This is a genomic window from Bradyrhizobium sp. USDA 4454 (genome assembly GCF_054822705.1).
The window spans coordinates 6,758,982-6,777,233 of sequence record NZ_JBTRCN010000001.1 but is presented as its reverse complement, the minus strand read 5'-3'; the positions used below and the strand labels follow the sequence as shown (position 1 = coordinate 6,777,233).

The window sequence follows — 18,252 nt, the reverse complement described above, 5'->3', positions numbered from 1 at the left end:
ATTTCGTTCCTTCCGACTGCCCTCCAGGTGGCGCAGTCGTGCACCCGGCCACTATGTCGCGCTGCTCCATTCTGGAACGTCGCCGTCCGCGCTGTCTCCAAACGACGCAGCTTTGCTTTCTCCCCCGCACCGGCCGGGTTTGCGCGTCAAGAACACGCCGCGAAGCTCCACGGCCGGGCAATTGCCCCGCCATTCGGCTGCGGAAGCTCACAGGGGTCAGTGTCATCACCGCTCCTGGTGCAAGCCATGTGCCGAGAACCCGCTGATCGTGCGCAGAGTGCTGGCGTTAACCTCAATAACGGAAGTCGTCATGCTGGTTCGGCGAGGCGGCAGGGCAGGCAAGGAAATTGCAGTTCCGTGCCAATTAGCCGTCGGAGCGGACATGATGATTGCCGAGGACACCATGACCCAGCCGATTGCAGCCGGCGAGGCTGAGGTCATCGAAGCGGACGTTGCCATTGTTGGCGCCGGTTTGGCAGGCTCGCTCGCGCGGGCCGTGCTCTCCCGTGCCGGGCACCGGGTCGTGCTGATCGACAAGCGCTCGATCCCGCCGGATGAATTCCGCGTCGAGAAGGTCGCGGGACGGCAGATCGATATCTTCCGCCGCCTGGGCTTCATCAACGACGTCGAGGCTGTCGCCTCGTCATACGACCGGGTGCTGAACATCCGGGGCGGCAGACTGGTCGATATCGGTGTCGGCCGATCTTATGGCGTCTCCTATGCCGACCTCGTCAACATGGCCCGCGGCCTGACGCCTGATACGTCGACCTTCCTGCTCGACCAGGTCACCAATGTCAGCTGCAGCGAGGACCGCCAGCAACTGACGCTGGCCTCCGGCAAGCGCGTCGTCTCGCGGCTGGTCGTTCTGGCGACCGGCATGGCGAGCGCGCTCGGCTACAATCTCGGAATGCGCCGGCAGGTGATCGCCGCGCGCCACTCGGTGACGTTCGGCTTCACGATCGCGCGGCCGGATCATGCGCCGTTCGGCTTCGACGCGCTGACCTGCTACGGCAAGGAGGCGGCCGACGGCGTCGACTATCTCAGCCTGTTTCCGATGTCGGGCGGCATGCGGGCGAACCTGTTCATGTTCCGCGATCCGACCGACCCGATCATGCGCGAGCTGCGCCGCGACACCAGGCGGACGCTGCTCCGTCTGATGCCGGGTCTGGAGCGCTATCTCGGCGATTTCCAGATCGTCGGCCAGGTGCAGAACTGGGTCATGGACCTGTCCGTGACCGAGGGCCATCTGCAGCCGGGCGTCGTGCTGATCGGCGATGCGTTCCAGACCAACTGTCCGGCCGCCGGTACCGGCGTGAGCCGCCTGCTGGTGGATGTCGAGCGTCTTTGCACCGAATATGTGCCGCGCTGGCTTGAGACCGAGGGCATGGGCACGGAGAAGATCGCACAATTCTATTCCGATCAGCACAAACTCGCTGCCGACCGCCACTCGCTGCAACTGGCGCGTTACCGGGAGGCCTTAACTTCCAAGACCGATGTACGCTGGACCATGCAGCGGAAGCTGCACTTCCTGCGCCGCATGATCACGCACCGGCTGGACCGCATTCATCCGGGATGGGTTATGCGCGTCCGCAGCGCGCTTCGCTAGAGCGCGATGAGATCGGGTTGAATCGTCGTCGCGCTTTTTGGCTCCTTGTTGAGCATGATCTCCGCGCAAACGCCTACCGCTTCGCACTTTTCCGGATCATGCTTTTAGGCGACCTTACCGTGTGCCGGTCGAGGCGCGGACCGGCCTGAGGTCGGTCATCCGCTTGGCGGCCTGCTTGATCCAGGGCGCCTGCTTCAACGCAAACAGGGCAAGCGAACCGGCCGCGCTGCCGGCCTGCGTCACCGCCGACATCGGCGTGGGTTGGCCGCCGAACTGCTTCTTGTAGGGCTCGTCGCCGATCGTGAAATCGAGCACGCGATCGCCGCGCGCGATGCAATCCTTGGCGACGCTCTCGAATGTCAGCGCGCCGATCGACTGGCTCTTGTATCCTTCGATGTCGAATGCCGTCATGACGACGAGGACGCTGCCGCGATGGACCAGCCCGAGCGCGGCGGCGATGACGTTGCCGTCCATCTTCATGGCATAGAGCCGGGCGAACGAGCCCATGCCGCGGAGCGCGACGTCGGAGTAGAAATCGAAATATTCCGAACGCTGCAGCAGGTCGCCGTCACCCTGTTCGTGAAACCGCGGACCGCGGAACTTGCGCATCGTCTCCATCGCCTCGCCGATCGAAGCGCTGTCGTCGCAGCACGCGAAGGTGAGCGTGCCCTTCTTCTGGATCTGGCGCCATTTCTTTGCCAGCTCTTTCTGGTAGGACTTCCCGAGCGCGTTGACTTGCCATTGCTCGAACGGCGCGATCAGCACCGTCGCATAGGCGTTGGTGTCCATCAGGCTGCGGTGGGGCGCCCCGAGCAAATTCTCGATTGGCATCCTTGCATCGAGCAGCTTGGGCATGCGCAGAAGATCGAACGGCCGCACCAGCTGTCGAATCCGCGCGCAGGCCGCCTGGTCCTGCAACAGCTCGGCAAATGTCGCGATACTGCAGACCGGCGACAAATAGTCGGACACGCGAAGATCGGCGAATTCGATCGTGCGCATCGGCCCGCGCCGCACGCGCAGCATCGGCAGCACGGCTGCGAGTGCCTTGCTTGCGCGACGACGGACGACGACGACCAGCGGCTTCGCCGCGGCTGGAGCAGCGAGCTTGCGATAGAGGCTATCCAGCCACAGCGGATGCTGGAAGGCGGTCGCGTCCGATCCTTCGAACAATTCCGCATATTCTTCGGATAAGAAGTCGAATGCGTCGTCGATGCTGGCATCGAACGCGTCATCATCCTTATTCATGTGAGACCAAACAAAACGACAGCTTCAAAGCGCCGATCAAGCCGACGCGGCGTTGTTATAGCAAAGGCTGATCGGATCGGGCAGCGAAAGAATATGATTTGTATTAATGTAGTTCATCGATCTTTGCATAGTGTTGCTGGTCGAGCGTCACTTCGCTGGATCAGTTGCGAACGCTGCCGTCCTCCTGCCGCGCAACGAGCATCGTTAACAATCCACTTACGGTTCGAGCCGAATCCGGATGCGACGAGATATCACGCGTGATCTGGACCGGATATTGCAGTTGAGGGCAGATAAGTTCTGGAGCCCCGCTGAAATGTCGAGTCACTGCCCAAAAGCCCGTGTTTCCTACGCAATTTCGTCCTCGCAGACCGATCGCGAGCGGCCTCGGCGTATCAATTCGGACATGGCTGCTCCGCCTGTCCGGATTTGCAACACTTCGCGTGGCGAGGCTGTGTCCTCCGCGAGCGGGCCGGCGGGATCGTCGATGCCTAACGGCGTGGCCGGCATGCCGGAGCGTCGCATCAATCCGGTCGGCAGGGCTGCGACCGCCAGCGTTCCGCGGGAAACCATCGGCGGGCTGCGGCTCGCCGTGCTCGATCGCGAGCAGACCGCCGACTTCATGGTCGAGGCGGTGCATCCGAACCGGCGGGTCGACCGCCCGCTGTATTTGACCTCCGCCAATGGCGAGGTGCTGTCGCGTTGCTCGACCGAGCCGATGACCGATCGGCTGTTTCGCGCCGCCGACCTCATCAACGCCGACGGGCAGCCGCTCGTCATGGTGTCCAGGCTGCGCTCGTCGACGCCGCTTCCCGAGCGCGTCGCGACCACGGATTTGTTTCATGACGTTGCATGCAGGGCGGAGAAACTCGGGCTGACCTTCTATCTGTTCGGCGCCAGCGAGGCCGAAAACAAGGCGGCCATTGCCAATGTCCGCCGGGCGTATCCGGCGCTCAAGATCGTCGGACATTCGCACGGCTATCTGCGCGGCGAGGCGCTGCGGGACAAGGTCGACGAGATCAACGCCCTGGCGCCGGATTTCCTCTGGGTCGCGCTCGGCGTGCCCTACGAGCAGGCCTTCGTCGACGAATTCATGCCGCGGCTTGGCAATGTCGGCGTCATCAAGACCTCGGGCGGACTGTTCAACTTCCTGTCCGGCTCGCGGCCGCGCGCGCCGAGATGGATGCAGATCGTCGGCCTCGAATGGGCCTGGCGGCTTTGGCTCGAGCCGCGCCGGCTGTTCTGGCGTTACCTGACGACCAATCCGCACGCGCTCTACCTGCTTTTCAACCGGACCCGGCCACCATCGGCTAAAAACTGAAATACCACGTGCAATGTGCGCTCCGGCCCGATCCTCCGGAATTGCAGGCTCACTAAGTGAGCGGAGTACAATCAAATGGATGGACGCGCGCTCGATAGCTCGGTCTGGCAGACGCCCGGCGTGGCGGCGGAAAACTTCGCACGGACCATCATCAATTGGTCGATCAGCGTCAACGTGATCGTGTCGATGGGGATCTTCAACTTCGCGCTGCTGCCGCCGGAACTGACCCTGCTGCAGCAGGTGGCCGCCCTCTTGATGTGGGGCGTTCTGATCTACGCGAGCCTGTTCGTGCGTCCATGCCTGCGGCTGGACTTCAGTCTCGTCACGCTGGCGGTTGTTGCATTCTACGCCTTTGCCGCGATCTCGGTATTCTGGACCAATTTGAACGTCGAGGCGCTCATGAAAACCGCGGCGCTCGTCATCACGACACTTGGTGCGTTCTGTCTGATCACCCGTGTCGACATCGATGACATCGTGAGATCGATGAACCGCGGCCTCTTCGTCCTGATCGCGGCATCTGCGGCCTGCTCGGTATTCGTTCCGGATATCGGCCTCGACCAGAGCTGGCAGCACATGGGCCAGTGGCAGGGCATCTTCGCATCGAAGCAGGCTCTCGGCTTTACCGGAGCCTATCTGATGTTCTTTGCCTGCTATCGAAAGATCACCGGACAGGCATGGTTGCCCTTCCTCGTGACGTTCGCGCTCGCCTCGGCTTGCGTCATCATGTCGGAGTCGCGCGGCGCCGGCGCGCTGGCGCTGGTTGCCTGTGCGCTGGTCCTGACCTCGCTGTGGTCGGTCAGGTGCATGCAGATCTATGCGGTTCTCCCTTGCGTGATGTGCGTCGCGGCCGTCGTGCTGGTCCTGTACTTCTACACCACCGGGTATGACGCGATCCATGTCTTCGACACCGCGATCGATTTCACCGAGCGAACGTTCATCTGGCAATACGCCATCAGCCATTTCGATGATGCACCACTGTTCGGATTTGGCATCAACGGGTTCTGGACCACTCCGGAGATCTACGATTATTTCAACCAGAGCCGCGGCTGGGTGCTCGACAACTATCACAACGGCTATATCGCGATCCTGATCGAGACCGGCTTCCTGGGCTATTTCCTGTTCACGGCAAGCGTCTTCCTGTTCTCCTACAAAGTGCTCTGCCTGATCGCGGATCGGGCGATCGATCGTCCGCATTGCGCGTTGATCATCGGCTTCGTCTTCCTCAGTTGCCAGACGAATTTTACCGAGACGGTCTTCCTTCGCTCGACGATGTTCACGTCGGTGTTGCTGGTGGCGTTCTTCCTGGCGATCTGCCGGCCGATGCCATTGTCGCGAGCGCAGTCTCGCGGGGTGGAGCAGTCATGACGATTGTCCGGGCGTTTCTGTCAGGAGCCGTCGCCGTGCTGGTGGCGGTCTTCGCGGTCCTGGCGACGGTGCCGATCTCGCCGGTGAATGCGGCCGGGCAGGGCGCGTCCTCCGGCGTCGCGGCCTTGGGGCGCGGCATCAATATTCTCGGCTATGACGGCGTCTGGGAGGGGGTCTGGAACGCGCCCTTCCGCCTGGAAAACTTCGATGCGATCCGCAAGGCCGGCTTCTCGCATGTCAGGATCAACTTCTTCGGCTTCAAGCACATGGACGCGGACAACGTGCTCGACGACGCCGTCCTGCGACGCCTCGACGGCGTCATCGAGGAAACGCTTGCGCGGAAGCTGATCCCGGTCCTCGATGAGCACGACACCGATCTCTGCCAGCGCAACGCTACGGAATGCGCCGTGAAGCTGAAGGCCTTCTGGCGTCAGATCGCGTCGCGCTATGCGCGGAAATACCCGACGCTGGTGTTCGAGATCCTGAACGAGCCCGGTGGGAACATGACGTCGGCCGAGTGGAATGCCTTGCTCGGCGAGTGTCTGGCGATCGTCAGGGATAGCAATCCGACGCGGAAGGTCGTGGTCGCGATCCTGAACACCGAGGAGCTCCCGGTCGATCGGCTGGCGCTGCCGGCGGGCGACAGGAACCTGATCGTCACGTTCCACTATTACCTGCCGCTGCAATTCACCCATCAGGGCGCGCCGTGGTCGCCGAAATTCTCAAAGATGGCTCCGTTGAGCTGGGGCTCGGCGCAAGACGAAGCCAAGACCTCGGCCGACTTCGACAAGATCAGGTCCTGGTCGGAGAAAGAGCAGCGCCCGGTCTATCTCGGCGAGTTCGGCGTCTATGAGCGTGCGCCGGCCGACAGCCGAGTTAAGTACCTGTCGTTCCTGACGCGAAGTGCGGAACGGAATGGCTGGTCGTGGGCGTTCTGGCAGTTCGACCACGATTTCTCGGCCTTCGACGGCGCCCGGCAACGCTGGAAGCGGGACATCCTCAACGCGATCATTCCGCCGGTCCGCTAGAGCATGATCCGGAAAAGTGGAAACCGGTTTTCCCTCGCGACAAACGCCAAAGGCGTTTGCGCGGAGATCATGCTCAAACAAAGAGATGAGATCATGATGCGATTCCGTGGAAACGCATCATGATCTAAAACCTTCGGCGCCCCGCTTCAGGATCGGCTGGCATCCCTGACGACGCGATTGTCGCGCGCCACCAGGACGCCGCCCTTGTAGACGGACCGCCCGGAGGGCCGCGCGACCACGGCCTCCTGAATATGCACGGCGTTCAAGGTGACGAAATCGGCCTTGGCGCCGACATGCAGGCCGTAGCCGTCAAGCCGCAGCGCCTTGGCGCCGGCCGCGGTGACCATGTCGAACGCGATCGCGAGCTCCTCGTCAGTGCAGAAGCCCGAGCGGTATCCGATCATCATGGCGCGGCCCAGCATGTCGCCGTCGCCATAGGGCCACCAGGAGTCGCGGATGTTGTCGTTGCCGCTGAACACCGTGACGCCGGCTTTTCTGAGCGTGGCGACGGGCGGGAACGGCCGCGCACCCGGCGCATTGGTCATGATCGCGACGCCCGAGCGCGCCAGGCTGTCGGCGGTCTTTTTCAGCGCATCGGCAGGGATATCGCCGAGTCCGTAAGCGTGGCTGACCGCGACGCGGCCTTCCATGCCGAGCGCGCGCGTCCGCGCCGCGATCTGCTCGAGCTCGAAGGCACCGAGCATGCCGCCATCATGCAGATGGATGTCGATATCGACGCCGTGCTTCTGCGCGACGCCGAACACGACGTCGAGATGCCCTTCGACATCCCGGTCGAAGCTCGCGGGATCGAGGCCGCCGACGGCGTTGGCGCCGAGCTTGATGGCCTCGTCGAGCAATTGCGGCGTGCCGGGACTGCTGAGGATGCCGCTCTGCGGAAACGCCACGAGCTGGATATCGATCAGATTGCGGTATTCGTCGCGCACCTTGAGGATGGTCTCGAGCGACTTCAGGCCCACCGAGCCGTCGACCATGACGTGGCTGCGCATCTGCGTCGTGCCGTGCCCGATGCAGAGATCGAGCTGGTTGCGCGCCCGCACGTCCATCGGGGCGGCGGCCGCGAGGTTCTCGGCCTGGAACGCAACCCGTTCGTGAACGTCGAATCCATTGCTGCAGGGGCGGTGCGGCCGCCAGGTGTCGCCGTAGAAGCTGGTGTCGAGATGGATGTGGCCCTCGACGAAGCCGGGCACGACCAGCGCATTGCCGAGATCGACGATCTCGACCCCGGCCGGGCGCGCGGCGCTCACCTCGATCGCCGTGATGCGGCCGTCGCGAACCAGTATGTCGCGGCGCGTGCCGTCACCGAGTCTGGCATTGATGAAGAGCATGTCAGCCGGCATCGGATCTGTCCTTCCGTTGATTGTGTCACATGCAAATCGCGCGGCGTGCCATGCCTCAACTCGACCATGCCTTGCCTAACATGATCGGAGGAATAATACTCGCATCGAACGGCCAGACAAGGAACCGAGAGCGTTGCCAGAGATTGCGAGCAGGGAATTCGACGTCAAGCGCGCAGCCTTTGCCGCGACCATCGGCAACATGCTGGAGTTCTACGACTTCATCACCTACAGCTTCTTTGCGACCGAGATCGGGCGCACCTTCTTTCCCGCGCACAGCGAATACGGCAGCCTGATGCTGTCGCTTGCGACCTTCGGCGCCGGTTTCCTGACGCGCCCCGTTGGCGGCATCGTGCTCGGGATCTTCTCCGACCGGGTCGGCCGGCGGCCGGCGATGCTGCTGAGTTTCGCGCTGATGGGTGGCGCAATCCTGACCATCGCGCTGACGCCGTCCTATGCCGCGATCGGCATCGTGGCGCCCTTTATCGTGATCCTGGCGCGGATGGTGCAGGGATTTGCGCTCGGCGGCGAGGTCGGCCCGACCACCGCCTATCTGATCGAGATCGCAGCACCCAGGAATCGCGGCCTGGTGGTGGCCTGGCAGCCGGCCAGCCAGGAGATTGCGGCGACGGTCGGCGCGCTGGTCGGCGTCATCCTGAGCAGCACGATGGCGCCCGACATGCTCGAGGCTTACGGGTGGCGCGTCGCGTTCCTGCTCGGGGCGGTCTGCCTGCCGTTCGGCATCTGGATGCGCCGCACGCTGCCGGAAACGATCTCGCATGGCGAACACGTCGCCGGGCAGGTTGAACGCTCAAGTCACGTCGCGCTGGCGCGCCGGCATCTGCGTGTGATCGCGCTGGCCGTGATGATCCTGGCCAGCGGCACGATCTCGACCTATGTAACGCAGTACATGACGACCTACGCCAGGAACACGCTGCATGTGTCGCCGTCGCTGGCGTTCACCGTGTCGCTGGTCAGCAATGGCTTGCAGATCATCGGCGCCGTGCTCGGCGGCTGGCTGGCCGATCGGCTCGGACGCAAGCCGATCATGATCTGGCCGCAGCTCGTCGTGCTGGTGCTGACCTATCCGGCCTTCCTGTGGATCGTGCGCGACCCCGGCGCCTGGTCGCTCTTGTTCGGCTTCGGCATCCTGTCGTTCATCGGCTCGCTGCCGTTCACGGCCTTCTATGCCGCCTTCACCGAAGCCTTGCCGCAGAACATCCGCGGCGGCGTGTTCGCGACGATCTATGCGGTCGCGATCGCGACGTTCGGCGGCACCGCGCAGCTCGTGGTCACATGGCTGCTGCATGTGACGGGCGATCCGCTGGCGCCGTCCTGGTATCTCCTGCTCGCGGCCGCGGTCGGGATCGTGGCGATGAGCCTGATGCCCGAGACCGCGCCGGTGAAGACAGGCGATAAATAAGGCGTTTTCGAGCGAAGTGGATACCGGTTCGCGTGAAGACAACGCATCAAGACAAAACGCCGCGGCGTTAATCCATGTCGCGGAAGGCGTGGCCGTTGGCCTCGATCTCCTTCACGAGCTGCGCCGGCAGATTGGCCTGCCCGAAGGTTCCGTCAAATACCCAGTCCTTGGCATCGACAAGATCAGGCAGACCGGCGCCCTTGCGAACATAGAGACCGATCGAGGCCTTCTTCGGATTGATATAGAGATCGTAGTCCATTGCGCGCCTCCTCTCCGTTTCACGTTTGGCGGAAGTCCCGGCCACGGCCGGAGACTTCCCGGATGAAGCAACGCCGGAAAGACTAAAGCGCGATGAGATTGGGTTAAACCGCTATCGCGCTTTAGCTCTATTTGAGCATGATCTTCTCGGAAAACCGCTTCGCACTTTTCCGGATCATGCTCTAGGCGGGTTTCTTCGCCTCCGGCGCAAGCACCACCGATGCCTCGCTGGTCAGCATCAGGAAGGCCATGGTCTCCTGGAAATACAACCGGACCGAATCCGCGGAGTGGCTGAGATAGCCGATCGACAGGTCCTGGCCGATCGAGAGCTGGAAATCGCCGCCGCGGGTGGTCAGCAGGACGCCGCCCTCGATCGCGGGCGCCCAGATGATCTTGCCGTCGACCAGTCGCTGGATGTGCTGCAGCACAGGGTAGCCGTCGTCGGTCGCGCCGCCGATCGCAGTATAGGGCTCGGTGCCGAGCAGCAGCGTATAGGGGCCGTTGACGCCGGCGAGCCGCAACTGGCTCACCGCCTGCGCGACCACGGTGGGGTAATTCTTGACGCTCGCCGGCAGCGTCAGCACCGGGTTGCTGCTGCCCTGGCGGATTCCCTGAATGCCGGCGGCGGTGTAGCCGTCGAACACCACGCGATCTTCGGCGAACGCGATTTTTCGCGCGGCGTCCTTCAGTGGGTCCCAGTCGGAATCATTTGCACCGCGCTCGACATCGTCGATCGCCTGGCGCGATAGATCGAACGGCACGCGCAATTCGACCAGCGCGCGGACCTCACGCTGCGTCGCCTCGACCCCGTCGCCGGGCGTCGCGATTTTTTTCAGATGGCCGGTGCCCACGGCGGAGAAATCCGTGCCCTTCGGGCCATCGACGTCGACGACACGGCGCGCCGCCAGATGGCGCTTCAACGTGCGCGCGGCTTCCTCTTCGATCTGGGCCCATGCCGTGTCCGAGATGGGGGCCAGCCCCCGATGCAGATTATTCATGTCAGGTGTTTCCTTTCAGCGAGCCGATACCAAGTGAGCCTTCGGCCGGCGGTCGTGTCGGTGCAGGTGCGTCGTCGGCAGCGGCGTCATCCGGCGATGGCTCAGCGGGCGAGGCCGCCGGTGCTGCATTCGCGGCATCTTCCAGGAAGGTCGCCGACGGAACGAAGTACAGCGTACCGGTCACGGCGCGGCTGAAGTCGAGCAGGCGGTCGTAATTGCCGGGCGGCCTGCCGACGAACATGTTCTCCAGCATCTGCTCGATCCGGTGCGGGGATTTCGCATAGCCGATGAAATAGGTGCCGAACTCGCCCTTGCTGACGCTGCCGAACGGCATGTTGTCGCGCACGATATCGAGCTCTTCGCCGTTTTCGACGATCGTCGTCAGGGCGTTGTGCGCGTAGCTCGGCTTCACCGCATCGTCGAGCTCGATGTCGGACAGTTTTTTGCGGCCGATGATCTTTTCCTGCATCTCGACCGACAGTTCGTTCCACTTCTTCAGATCGTGCAGGTATTTTTGTACGATCACATAGCTGCCGCCGGCGAAGGTTATGTCCTCGTCGCCGATGATGGTGGCCTCCAGCGCGGCCTGGTCTTCCGGATTTTCGGTGCCGTCGACAAAGCCGAGCAGGTCGCGCTCGTCGAAATATTTGAAGCCGTGCACCTCGTCCGAGGTGGCGACCGCATCGCCGAGCCGCGACATGATCTGGGTCGCGAGCTCGAAGCACAAATCCATCGGCACGGCACGGATGTGGAACAGCAGGTCGCCGGGCGTCGCGACCGCGTGGTGGACGCCGTTGATCTCGCGGAACGGATGCAGGCCTTGCGGCTTCGGCGCGCCGAACAGCCGGTCCCATGCATCCGAACCGATCCCCATGACGCAGGACAGCCGGCCTTCGAGATCGCGGAAGCCCACCGCACGCAGCAGCGCGCCCAGATCGGCGCACAGCGACCGTACCACCGCATCATATTCCGGATTGGGCTTGATCGTGACCGCAAGGAAGATGGCCGCGCGCGTCAGCTTCGCAGCGACCGGTTGCGGAACGGCTGATGGCACGCATGTCTCCTTGACTAAACGGCACTTCCACGAGGACAAAAGGCAGGCGCTGGACGCCGGATCGGCGTCCAGACAGGGGCAGAGGAGCATGCCACTGGAACCTTTACAAGGGCTCGAATGGCTCACGCTCTTGCAGAGGTGCCTGCCTCAATCGACGGGCTTGCCGGACTTCTCTTCCTCGAGGGTCACCGCGATCGCGGCGTTGGCCGAGAGCCGAACCTTGGAGCCTTCGACACCCGCCACGAAGCCGAGCTCGATGAAGTGATGATGGCCCTTGTGGAAGCCGTCGCTGTCGCTCTTCTTGAGCTTGATGCGGTTGCCCTCGACGTGATCGAAGGTGCCGACATGCACGCCATCGGCGCCGATGACCTCCATGTTGTCCTTGATCTTGTGCTGCGTCATGGCGCTCTCCTGGTTGCAGGTCAGCTTGTATATTCGGCTTGCATATGATGCGCCCAGACGACGCGGCGATGACACCGCGTCGTTGTCCATTCCGGCCTGTCTCACACCGGCTCGAATTCGTCCGCGGCCGCGTTCTCGGGCTTCTTGCCGTTGAAGGTGAGGCCGGCCTTGGTGGCGGAGAGTTTGACCTGCGAGCCGTCGCGCACCTCGCCGGCGAGGATCATCTCGGCGAGCGGATCCTGCACGCTACGCTGGATCACCCGCTTCAGCGGGCGGGCGCCATAGGCCGGATCCCAACCCTTCTCCGCCAGCCAATCGCGCGCCTTCGGCTCGAGCTCCAGATCGATCTTGCGATCCTCCAGCAGCTTGCGCAGCCGCGAGAACTGGATCTCCACGATGCGGCCCATGTCGCTCTTCTGCAGCCGGTGGAACAGGATGATCTCGTCGATGCGGTTGAGGAACTCGGGGCGGAAATGCGCCCGCACCATGTTCATCACCTGCTCGCGCACGGCGCTCGTGCTCTGGCCCTCCGGCTGGTTGACGAGATATTCGGCGCCGATGTTCGAGGTCATGATGATCAGCGTGTTGCGGAAGTCGACGGTGCGGCCCTGACCGTCGGTGAGACGGCCGTCGTCGAGCACCTGCAGCAGTACGTTGAAGACATCGGGGTGCGCCTTCTCGATCTCGTCGAACAGCACCACCTGATAGGGCCGCCGCCGCACCGCTTCGGTCAGCGCGCCGCCCTCGTCATAGCCGACATAGCCGGGCGGGGCGCCGATCAGCCGCGACACCGAGTGCTTCTCCATGTATTCGGACATGTCGAGCCGGATCATCGCGGTCTCGTCGTCGAACAGATATTCGGCGAGCGCCTTGGCGAGCTCGGTTTTGCCGACGCCGGTCGGCCCCAAGAACATGAACGAGCCGATCGGCCGGTTCGGATCCTGCAATCCGGCGCGGGCACGGCGCACCGCGGTCGACACCGCACGTACGGCCTCGGCCTGGCCGACGACGCGCTTGCCGAGCATCTCCTCCATGCGCAGCAACTTGTCTTTTTCGCCTTCCAGCATCTTGTCGACCGGCACGCCGGTCCAGCGCGAGACCACCTGTGCGATGTTGTCGGCGGTCACGGTCTCGCTGGCGGACGAGGTTTCGCTGGCCTCGACCGCCGCGAGTTTTTTCTCGAGCTCCGGGATCCGGCCATAGGCCAGTTCGCCGGCCTTCTGGAATTCGCCCCTACGCTGCGCATTGGCAAGCTCGGTGCGCAGCTGCTCGAGTTCGCCCTTCATCTTCTGTGCATCCGACAGCTTGCTCTTCTCGGAGCGCCATTTCGACGTCATGTCCGCCGACTTCTTCTCCAGATCGACGAGATCCTTCTCGAGCGTCTGCAGTCGGCTCCTGGAGCCGAGATCGGTCTCCTTCCTCAGCGCCTCCTGCTCGATCTTGAGCCGGATGATCTCGCGGTCGAGCGAGTCGAGGTCTTCGGGCTTGGAATCGACCTGCATCTTCAGCCGTGCCGCGGCCTCGTCCATCAGGTCGATGGCCTTGTCGGGCAGGAAGCGGTCGGTGATGTAGCGGTTCGACAACGTCGCGGCGGCGACGAGCGCCGAATCCGCGATACGCACGCCGTGATGCTGTTCGTATTTGTCCTTCAGCCCGCGCAGGATCGAGATGGTGTCTTCGACCGTGGGCTCCGAGACGAATACCGGCTGGAAACGTCGAGCCAGCGCCGGGTCCTTCTCAACATGCTTGCGGTATTCGTCGAGCGTGGTCGCGCCGATGCAATGCAGTTCGCCGCGCGCGAGCGCGGGCTTCAACAGGTTCGATGCGTCCATCGCGCCGTCGCCCTTGCCGGCGCCGATCAGGGTGTGCATCTCGTCGATGAACAGGATGATGCCGCCCTCGGCCGACGTCACCTCCTGCAGCACCGCCTTGAGCCGTTCCTCGAACTCGCCGCGATATTTCGCGCCGGCAATCAGCGCACCGAGATCGAGCGCGAGCAGCGCCTTGTCCTGCAGGCTTTCCGGCACGTCGCCATTGACGATGCGCAGCGCCAGGCCTTCGACGATCGCGGTCTTGCCGACACCGGGCTCGCCGATCAAGACGGGATTGTTCTTGGTGCGGCGCGACAGCACCTGGATGGTGCGGCGGATCTCCTCGTCGCGGCCGATGACGGGATCGAGCTTGCCGTCGCGCGCGGCCTGGGTCAGGTCGCGGGCGTATTTCTTCAACGCGTCATAGGCATTCTCGGCCGACGCGCTGTCGGCGGTGCGGCCCTTGCGCAGCGCGTTGATGGCGGCATTCAGGTTCTGCGGATTGACGCCACCCTTGGCGAGCAGCTTGCCGGCCTCGCTGTCCTTGTCGGCCGCGAGCGCCTGCAGCAGGCGTTCGACCGAGACGAAACTGTCGCCGGCCTTGTCGGCGGCCTGTTCCGCCGCGGTGAAAGCGCGCGCGGTCTCGGGCGCCAGGTAGATTTGACCGGAGCCGCCGCCGCTGACCTTCGGCACCTTCGCCAGCGCCTCTTCGGTTGCCTTGAGGATCGCGCGCGAGTTGCCGCCGGCGCGGTCGATCAGGCCGGCTGCAAGGCCTTCGGGATCATCGAGCAGCACCTTCAGGATATGGAGCGTCGAGAATTGCTGGTGTCCCTCGCGCATCGCGAGCGATTGTGCCGACTGAATGAAGCCGCGCACGCGATCGGTATATTTTTCTATGTTCATCGTGGCACCTCAAGGCAACGCGGGCTCATCGAGATCTCGTCATGCCACCGCGCGCGCATCGTGTGGTCGTTTCAGGGGAGTGTCAATCGCCCCGCGCGGCCGCCGGAATGTTGCACCTAAACTCTTGCGCCGGCACCTGTTCGTCCCTGGCACTCGGCCGGGCGCACTGCCACGGACGCGCCGTCAGACCCGGCGTCCCCACATCACGCCGATGGGCGGTCCGGTGATCGCCGAAATGTCTGGGTCGACGGGCCTGGATCACGACAATCGTATGAAGCAAGAAGGTCATATTCGCGCTTTCGGAAACGATCACGTCGCATCGAGTGGTGCGTGCGATCGATGATGCATTGCGCGTCGCGATGTTCCATTGAATCGCACGATACGACGTCACCGCACACTCTGAACTGTCGATGAATGGCCGCGTGATTGCGTTTCCATTTGCATCGGCGTGTTTCAGGCTGGTGTAAGGTGAAGGGTCTAGCGATGAGTGTGTCGGTGCATTGCCGACGCGCGGAACTCTTGTTCCGCTTCTCACGTTGAAGTTGCTCATCGAAGAGGCTCCCAATGACCATTCGTCTTCTGTCGACCGCGTCGTGTGCAGCGACTGCCGCGGTGCTGTTCTCAGTGGCAGCTGTTCCAGCAATCGCGCAGGATGCGGCATGCGCGCCGGTCTCTGCCGTCGAGACCGCGCCGCCGCCATTGCCGACCTACGACCAGCCGCCGATTCCCGGTCCTGGCTACATGTGGTCGCCGGGCAATTGGTCGTGGGACGAAGATCGCGGCGATTACTACTGGGTGCCCGGCACCTGGGTGCAGCCGCCGCGGGTCGGGTTGCTGTGGACTCCCGGCTACTGGGGCGCGTTCGGTGGCGGCTTCATTTTCCATCAGGGCTATTGGGGCGATCGCGTCGGCTTCTACGGCGGCATCAATTACGGCTTCGGCTACGGCGGTACGGGCTACCAAGGCGGCCGCTGGGATCACGGCAATTTCTTCTACAATCGCACCGTGAACAATCTCGGCGGTGCGCGGATCACCACCGTCTACGAGAAGAACGTCACGATCAGTCAGACCACCATCAGCAACGTCAGCTACAATGGCGGCCGCGGCGGCATCGAGGTGCGGCCGACGCCCGCCGAGCGCGCGATCGCCAAGGAGCCGCACTTCGCGGCGACGCCGTTGCAGCGCAAGCAGGTCGAGACCGCGAGCCAGGATCCGAGCCTGTTCAAGCGTGCCAATAACGGCGTGCCGGCGGTTGGCGCGACGGCGCGTCCCGGCGAATTGAAGGGACCGGGCGTGGTCCGCGCGCGGCCGGCCGGCGAGGCGGTGCCTGCCACCGCGGCAAAGCCGGCTGCTGCAGAGCCGGCGCGACCGGGCGCTCCGGCTGCACCGGCTGAATCGCATGCGCTTCCGGTCCCCGGGAAAGAGGTTCCGGCCGCCCACCCGCAAGCTCAGGAGAACCAGCCGGCGGTCGAGGAGAAGCCCGCAACGCCTGCGCCCGAGACCAAGGTCGCGCCGCGGCCTGCGCCGGCGGAGTCCCATGCGCTCCCGGTCCCCGGCAAGGAAGTTCCGGCGGCGCATCCTTCAGCGCAGGAGAACAGGCCCGGGGTCGAGGAGAAGCGCGCAGCACCTGCCGCCGAGCCGAAGGTCGAGCCGCGTCCCGCAACGGAAGCGGCGCGTCCCGCCGTGCAGGAGAAGCGACCCGAGGAGGTCCGCAAGGAAGAGCCGCGGGCCGAGCCCCGACCGGAGACTGCCGCAAGGCCGGAAGCGCGGCCGGAAACGGCGGCACGCCCTGAGCCACATCCGCAACCGGCGGCACGGCCGGAGCCGCATGTTCAGGCCGCACCGCACGTCCAGGCGCCGCCGCATGCCGCTCCTCGTCCTGTAGAGGAGAAGCGGCCGGAGCATTAAGGTCGCATCGCGCTCCGCTGGCTCGTTCCGGCGGAGCGCGGTATCTTTCCTGCCCGCGCGCAAGCGATCATCACTGGAGGTCGGTCATGGCACAAAGTCACGGTGGCAGCGGACAGCTTGACGATGGAAAGCCTCGCCTCAGCGAGGACGACATGCAGCGGGCCCTGCTCGGTCCGCGGGGTGTACCCGGCAAGGCGGATACCGCCAAGATGACGCCGCAGCAGCAAAAGAACATGCCGAACTATCTGGATCCCGGACATACGTCTTAACGCGGCGGTAACATGAGTGCGCGCTGCACCGCCCATCGCCGGGCGGCGGGCCAGCGCACTTGCAAATCGCCTGCTTTTGCGCCCTCATGAATGCAGGCGCACTCACGGTGTTGCGGAGCAGGTTGTGAGAAATCCGTACGAGATTCTTGGCGTTGCCCCGACGGCGTCTGCGGCCGATATCCAGAAGGCCTATCGCAAGCTTGCGAAGAAACTGCATCCGGATCTCAATCCGGGTGACAAGGCGGCCGAGGAGAAGTTCAAGGAAGTCGCCGCCGCGAACGATCTGCTTGGTGATGCCGACAAGCGCAAGCGCTTCGACGCCGGCGAGATCGACGAGAGCGGCGCCGAGCGGCCGCAGCATCGCTACTACCGGGATTTCGCTACCGCGGGTGAGGGGCATCCCTATGCCGACAGTTCCGGCTATGCCGACTATATGGATCAGGACGATGCGTTCGCCGAACTGCTCCGGCGCAGCGAGCAGGCGCGCGCCAACCGGCGCGGCCGCGACCTGCATTACAGCCTCGCGATCGACTTCGCGGAATCGATCACCGGCGCGAGCAAGCGCCTGACGCTTCCCGATGGCGGCACGCTCGACGTGACGATCCCGCCGGGCCTCGTCGACGGACAAATCATCCGCCTGCGCGGCAAGGGCATGCCGGGCAGCGGCAAGGGCGGTCCCGGCGATGCGCTGATCGAGGTCGAGGTGCGTCCCGATCCGCGCTTCACCCGCGACGGTGACGACATCTCGCTGGAATTGCCGATCTCGCTGTCCGAGGCGGTGCTCGGCGGCAAGGTCAACGTGCCGACGCCGACCGGCGCCGTGACCATGACAGTGCCGAAGGGCTCCAACACCGGAACCACGATGCGGTTGCGCGGCAAGGGAGCGCCCAAGGTCGGCGGCGGTCATGGCGACGAGTTCGTCAAGCTCAGGGTGGTCCTGCCCAAGGGACCCGATCCCGCGCTTGAGGCGTTTGTGTCGAACTGGGATCGCAAGGCATTCAATCCGCGCGAGGATGGTGCATCATGAACAAGCAGCAATTCCTCGACGATGCGGGTCTCGAGGTCCAGACCCTGGAGTTCTGGATCGAGCAGCAATGGCTAGTGCCTGACGAGACCGGGCAGGAGATCAGCTTCTCCGCCGCCGACGTGGCGCGCGCGCATCTGATCCGGGATCTGAAGGGCGATTTCGGCGTCAACGACGAGGGGATCGACGTCATCCTGCATCTGGTCGATCAGCTGCACGGGCTGCGCCGCGCGTTCGACGAGTTGCACAGGGATATCGCGTCACCATCGCGCTAGCTGTCTCGCT

Annotated in this window: 17 protein-coding genes; 9 read left to right on the top strand and 8 right to left on the bottom strand. The window is 64.0% G+C overall.

Annotated elements, in window-relative coordinates:
- Nucleotides 1-385 precede the first annotated feature (385 nt).
- Nucleotides 386-1,606 (top strand): FAD-dependent oxidoreductase, encoded by a 1,221-nt coding sequence (locus ACVIW0_RS31510; RefSeq protein WP_461357481.1) that lies wholly within the window; start codon nucleotides 386-388, stop codon nucleotides 1,604-1,606.
- 114 nt (nucleotides 1,607-1,720) lie between these two features.
- Here ACVIW0_RS31510 and ACVIW0_RS31505 read toward each other — a convergent pair whose 3' ends face one another.
- On the bottom strand, nucleotides 1,721-2,851 hold the full coding sequence (locus ACVIW0_RS31505; protein ID WP_461355899.1) for a GNAT family N-acetyltransferase: 1,131 nt from the start codon (nucleotides 2,849-2,851) through the stop codon (nucleotides 1,721-1,723).
- 505 nt (nucleotides 2,852-3,356) lie between these two features.
- Between ACVIW0_RS31505 and ACVIW0_RS31500 the strand changes: the two genes are divergently transcribed.
- The 3 genes from ACVIW0_RS31500 to ACVIW0_RS31490 all read left to right on the top strand — a co-directional run bounded on the left by ACVIW0_RS31500 (nucleotide 3,357) and on the right by ACVIW0_RS31490 (nucleotide 6,562).
- Complete coding sequence (locus ACVIW0_RS31500; RefSeq protein ID WP_461357480.1) at nucleotides 3,357-4,169, top strand: WecB/TagA/CpsF family glycosyltransferase; 813 nt, start codon at nucleotides 3,357-3,359, stop codon at nucleotides 4,167-4,169.
- A gap of 75 nt (nucleotides 4,170-4,244) precedes the next feature.
- A complete protein-coding gene (locus tag ACVIW0_RS31495; RefSeq protein ID WP_461355898.1) occupies nucleotides 4,245-5,534 on the top strand; it encodes an O-antigen ligase family protein in 1,290 nt (429 codons plus the stop codon).
- Nucleotides 5,531-6,562, top strand: a complete 1,032-nt coding sequence (locus ACVIW0_RS31490; protein WP_461355897.1) for a glycoside hydrolase family 5 protein — start codon at nucleotides 5,531-5,533, stop codon at nucleotides 6,560-6,562. The genes ACVIW0_RS31495 and ACVIW0_RS31490 overlap by 4 nt, the downstream gene beginning before the upstream one ends.
- 146 nt (nucleotides 6,563-6,708) lie before the next feature.
- On the opposite strand, the gene ACVIW0_RS31485 is transcribed toward ACVIW0_RS31490, so the two are convergent.
- The gene (locus ACVIW0_RS31485) at nucleotides 6,709-7,920 is read right to left on the bottom strand and encodes an amidohydrolase family protein (protein WP_461355896.1); all 1,212 of its coding nucleotides are present in this window, start codon (nucleotides 7,918-7,920) and stop codon (nucleotides 6,709-6,711) included.
- A gap of 133 nt (nucleotides 7,921-8,053) precedes the next feature.
- Here ACVIW0_RS31485 and ACVIW0_RS31480 point away from each other — a divergent pair, with 133 nt between their 5' ends.
- The gene (locus ACVIW0_RS31480; RefSeq protein ID WP_461355895.1) at nucleotides 8,054-9,340 is read left to right on the top strand and encodes an MFS transporter; all 1,287 of its coding nucleotides are present in this window, start codon (nucleotides 8,054-8,056) and stop codon (nucleotides 9,338-9,340) included.
- 67 nt (nucleotides 9,341-9,407) lie between these two features.
- On the opposite strand, the gene ACVIW0_RS31475 is transcribed toward ACVIW0_RS31480, so the two are convergent.
- The 6 genes from ACVIW0_RS31475 to ACVIW0_RS31450 form a co-directional block, all read right to left on the bottom strand.
- The gene (locus ACVIW0_RS31475) at nucleotides 9,408-9,599 is read right to left on the bottom strand and encodes a hypothetical protein (RefSeq protein WP_461355894.1); all 192 of its coding nucleotides are present in this window, start codon (nucleotides 9,597-9,599) and stop codon (nucleotides 9,408-9,410) included.
- Nucleotides 9,600-9,780: 181 nt separating this feature from the next.
- Nucleotides 9,781-10,596: a family 1 encapsulin nanocompartment shell protein gene (locus tag ACVIW0_RS31470; protein ID WP_461355893.1), complete on the bottom strand. Its 816-nt coding sequence runs from the start codon at nucleotides 10,594-10,596 to the stop codon at nucleotides 9,781-9,783.
- Between the two features lies 1 nt (nucleotide 10,597).
- On the bottom strand, nucleotides 10,598-11,650 hold the full coding sequence (locus ACVIW0_RS31465) for a Dyp-type peroxidase (protein WP_461355892.1): 1,053 nt from the start codon (nucleotides 11,648-11,650) through the stop codon (nucleotides 10,598-10,600).
- Nucleotides 11,651-11,797: 147 nt separating this feature from the next.
- The gene (locus ACVIW0_RS31460) at nucleotides 11,798-12,052 is read right to left on the bottom strand and encodes a DUF2171 domain-containing protein (protein ID WP_461355891.1); all 255 of its coding nucleotides are present in this window, start codon (nucleotides 12,050-12,052) and stop codon (nucleotides 11,798-11,800) included.
- A gap of 101 nt (nucleotides 12,053-12,153) precedes the next feature.
- Nucleotides 12,154-14,766 carry an ATP-dependent chaperone ClpB gene (clpB, locus tag ACVIW0_RS31455; protein WP_461355890.1) on the bottom strand — a complete coding sequence of 871 codons (2,613 nt, stop codon included), beginning with the start codon at nucleotides 14,764-14,766 and terminating at the stop codon, nucleotides 12,154-12,156.
- 82 nt (nucleotides 14,767-14,848) lie between these two features.
- Complete coding sequence (locus tag ACVIW0_RS31450; protein ID WP_461355889.1) at nucleotides 14,849-15,316, bottom strand: hypothetical protein; 468 nt, start codon at nucleotides 15,314-15,316, stop codon at nucleotides 14,849-14,851.
- Between the two features lie 14 nt (nucleotides 15,317-15,330).
- Here ACVIW0_RS31450 and ACVIW0_RS31445 point away from each other — a divergent pair, with 14 nt between their 5' ends.
- The 4 genes from ACVIW0_RS31445 (at nucleotide 15,331) to ACVIW0_RS31430 (ending at nucleotide 18,242) form a co-directional block, all read left to right on the top strand.
- The gene (locus ACVIW0_RS31445) at nucleotides 15,331-16,674 is read left to right on the top strand and encodes a YXWGXW repeat-containing protein (RefSeq protein WP_461355888.1); all 1,344 of its coding nucleotides are present in this window, start codon (nucleotides 15,331-15,333) and stop codon (nucleotides 16,672-16,674) included.
- Nucleotides 16,675-16,760: 86 nt separating this feature from the next.
- Entirely contained in the window at nucleotides 16,761-16,943 is a 183-nt protein-coding gene (locus ACVIW0_RS31440) for a hypothetical protein (RefSeq protein ID WP_456750018.1), read from the top strand.
- 124 nt (nucleotides 16,944-17,067) lie between these two features.
- Nucleotides 17,068-17,970, top strand: coding sequence for a DnaJ C-terminal domain-containing protein (locus ACVIW0_RS31435; RefSeq protein ID WP_461355887.1), 903 nt, complete (start codon nucleotides 17,068-17,070; stop codon nucleotides 17,968-17,970).
- On the top strand, nucleotides 17,967-18,242 hold the full coding sequence (locus ACVIW0_RS31430; RefSeq protein ID WP_461355886.1) for a chaperone modulator CbpM: 276 nt from the start codon (nucleotides 17,967-17,969) through the stop codon (nucleotides 18,240-18,242). The genes ACVIW0_RS31435 and ACVIW0_RS31430 overlap by 4 nt, the downstream gene beginning before the upstream one ends.
- The last annotated feature ends 10 nt before the right edge of the window (nucleotides 18,243-18,252 follow it).

Coding starts and splice junctions, on each gene's coding strand:
- ACVIW0_RS31475 (WP_461355894.1), bottom strand. CDS start 9,599: ATGGACTACGATCTCTATATCAATCCGAAGAAGGCCTCGATCGGTCTC.
- ACVIW0_RS31510 (WP_461357481.1), top strand. CDS start 386: ATGATTGCCGAGGACACCATGACCCAGCCGATTGCAGCCGGCGAGGCT.
- ACVIW0_RS31490 (WP_461355897.1), top strand. CDS start 5,531: ATGACGATTGTCCGGGCGTTTCTGTCAGGAGCCGTCGCCGTGCTGGTG.
- ACVIW0_RS31450 (WP_461355889.1), bottom strand. CDS start 15,316: ATGAGCAACTTCAACGTGAGAAGCGGAACAAGAGTTCCGCGCGTCGGC.
- ACVIW0_RS31485 (WP_461355896.1), bottom strand. CDS start 7,920: ATGCCGGCTGACATGCTCTTCATCAATGCCAGACTCGGTGACGGCACG.
- clpB (WP_461355890.1), bottom strand. CDS start 14,766: ATGAACATAGAAAAATATACCGATCGCGTGCGCGGCTTCATTCAGTCG.
- ACVIW0_RS31440 (WP_456750018.1), top strand. CDS start 16,761: ATGGCACAAAGTCACGGTGGCAGCGGACAGCTTGACGATGGAAAGCCT.
- ACVIW0_RS31460 (WP_461355891.1), bottom strand. CDS start 12,052: ATGACGCAGCACAAGATCAAGGACAACATGGAGGTCATCGGCGCCGAT.
- ACVIW0_RS31430 (WP_461355886.1), top strand. CDS start 17,967: ATGAACAAGCAGCAATTCCTCGACGATGCGGGTCTCGAGGTCCAGACC.
- ACVIW0_RS31470 (WP_461355893.1), bottom strand. CDS start 10,596: ATGAATAATCTGCATCGGGGGCTGGCCCCCATCTCGGACACGGCATGG.
- ACVIW0_RS31445 (WP_461355888.1), top strand. CDS start 15,331: ATGACCATTCGTCTTCTGTCGACCGCGTCGTGTGCAGCGACTGCCGCG.
- ACVIW0_RS31495 (WP_461355898.1), top strand. CDS start 4,245: ATGGATGGACGCGCGCTCGATAGCTCGGTCTGGCAGACGCCCGGCGTG.
- ACVIW0_RS31505 (WP_461355899.1), bottom strand. CDS start 2,851: ATGAATAAGGATGATGACGCGTTCGATGCCAGCATCGACGACGCATTC.
- ACVIW0_RS31500 (WP_461357480.1), top strand. CDS start 3,357: ATGCCGGAGCGTCGCATCAATCCGGTCGGCAGGGCTGCGACCGCCAGC.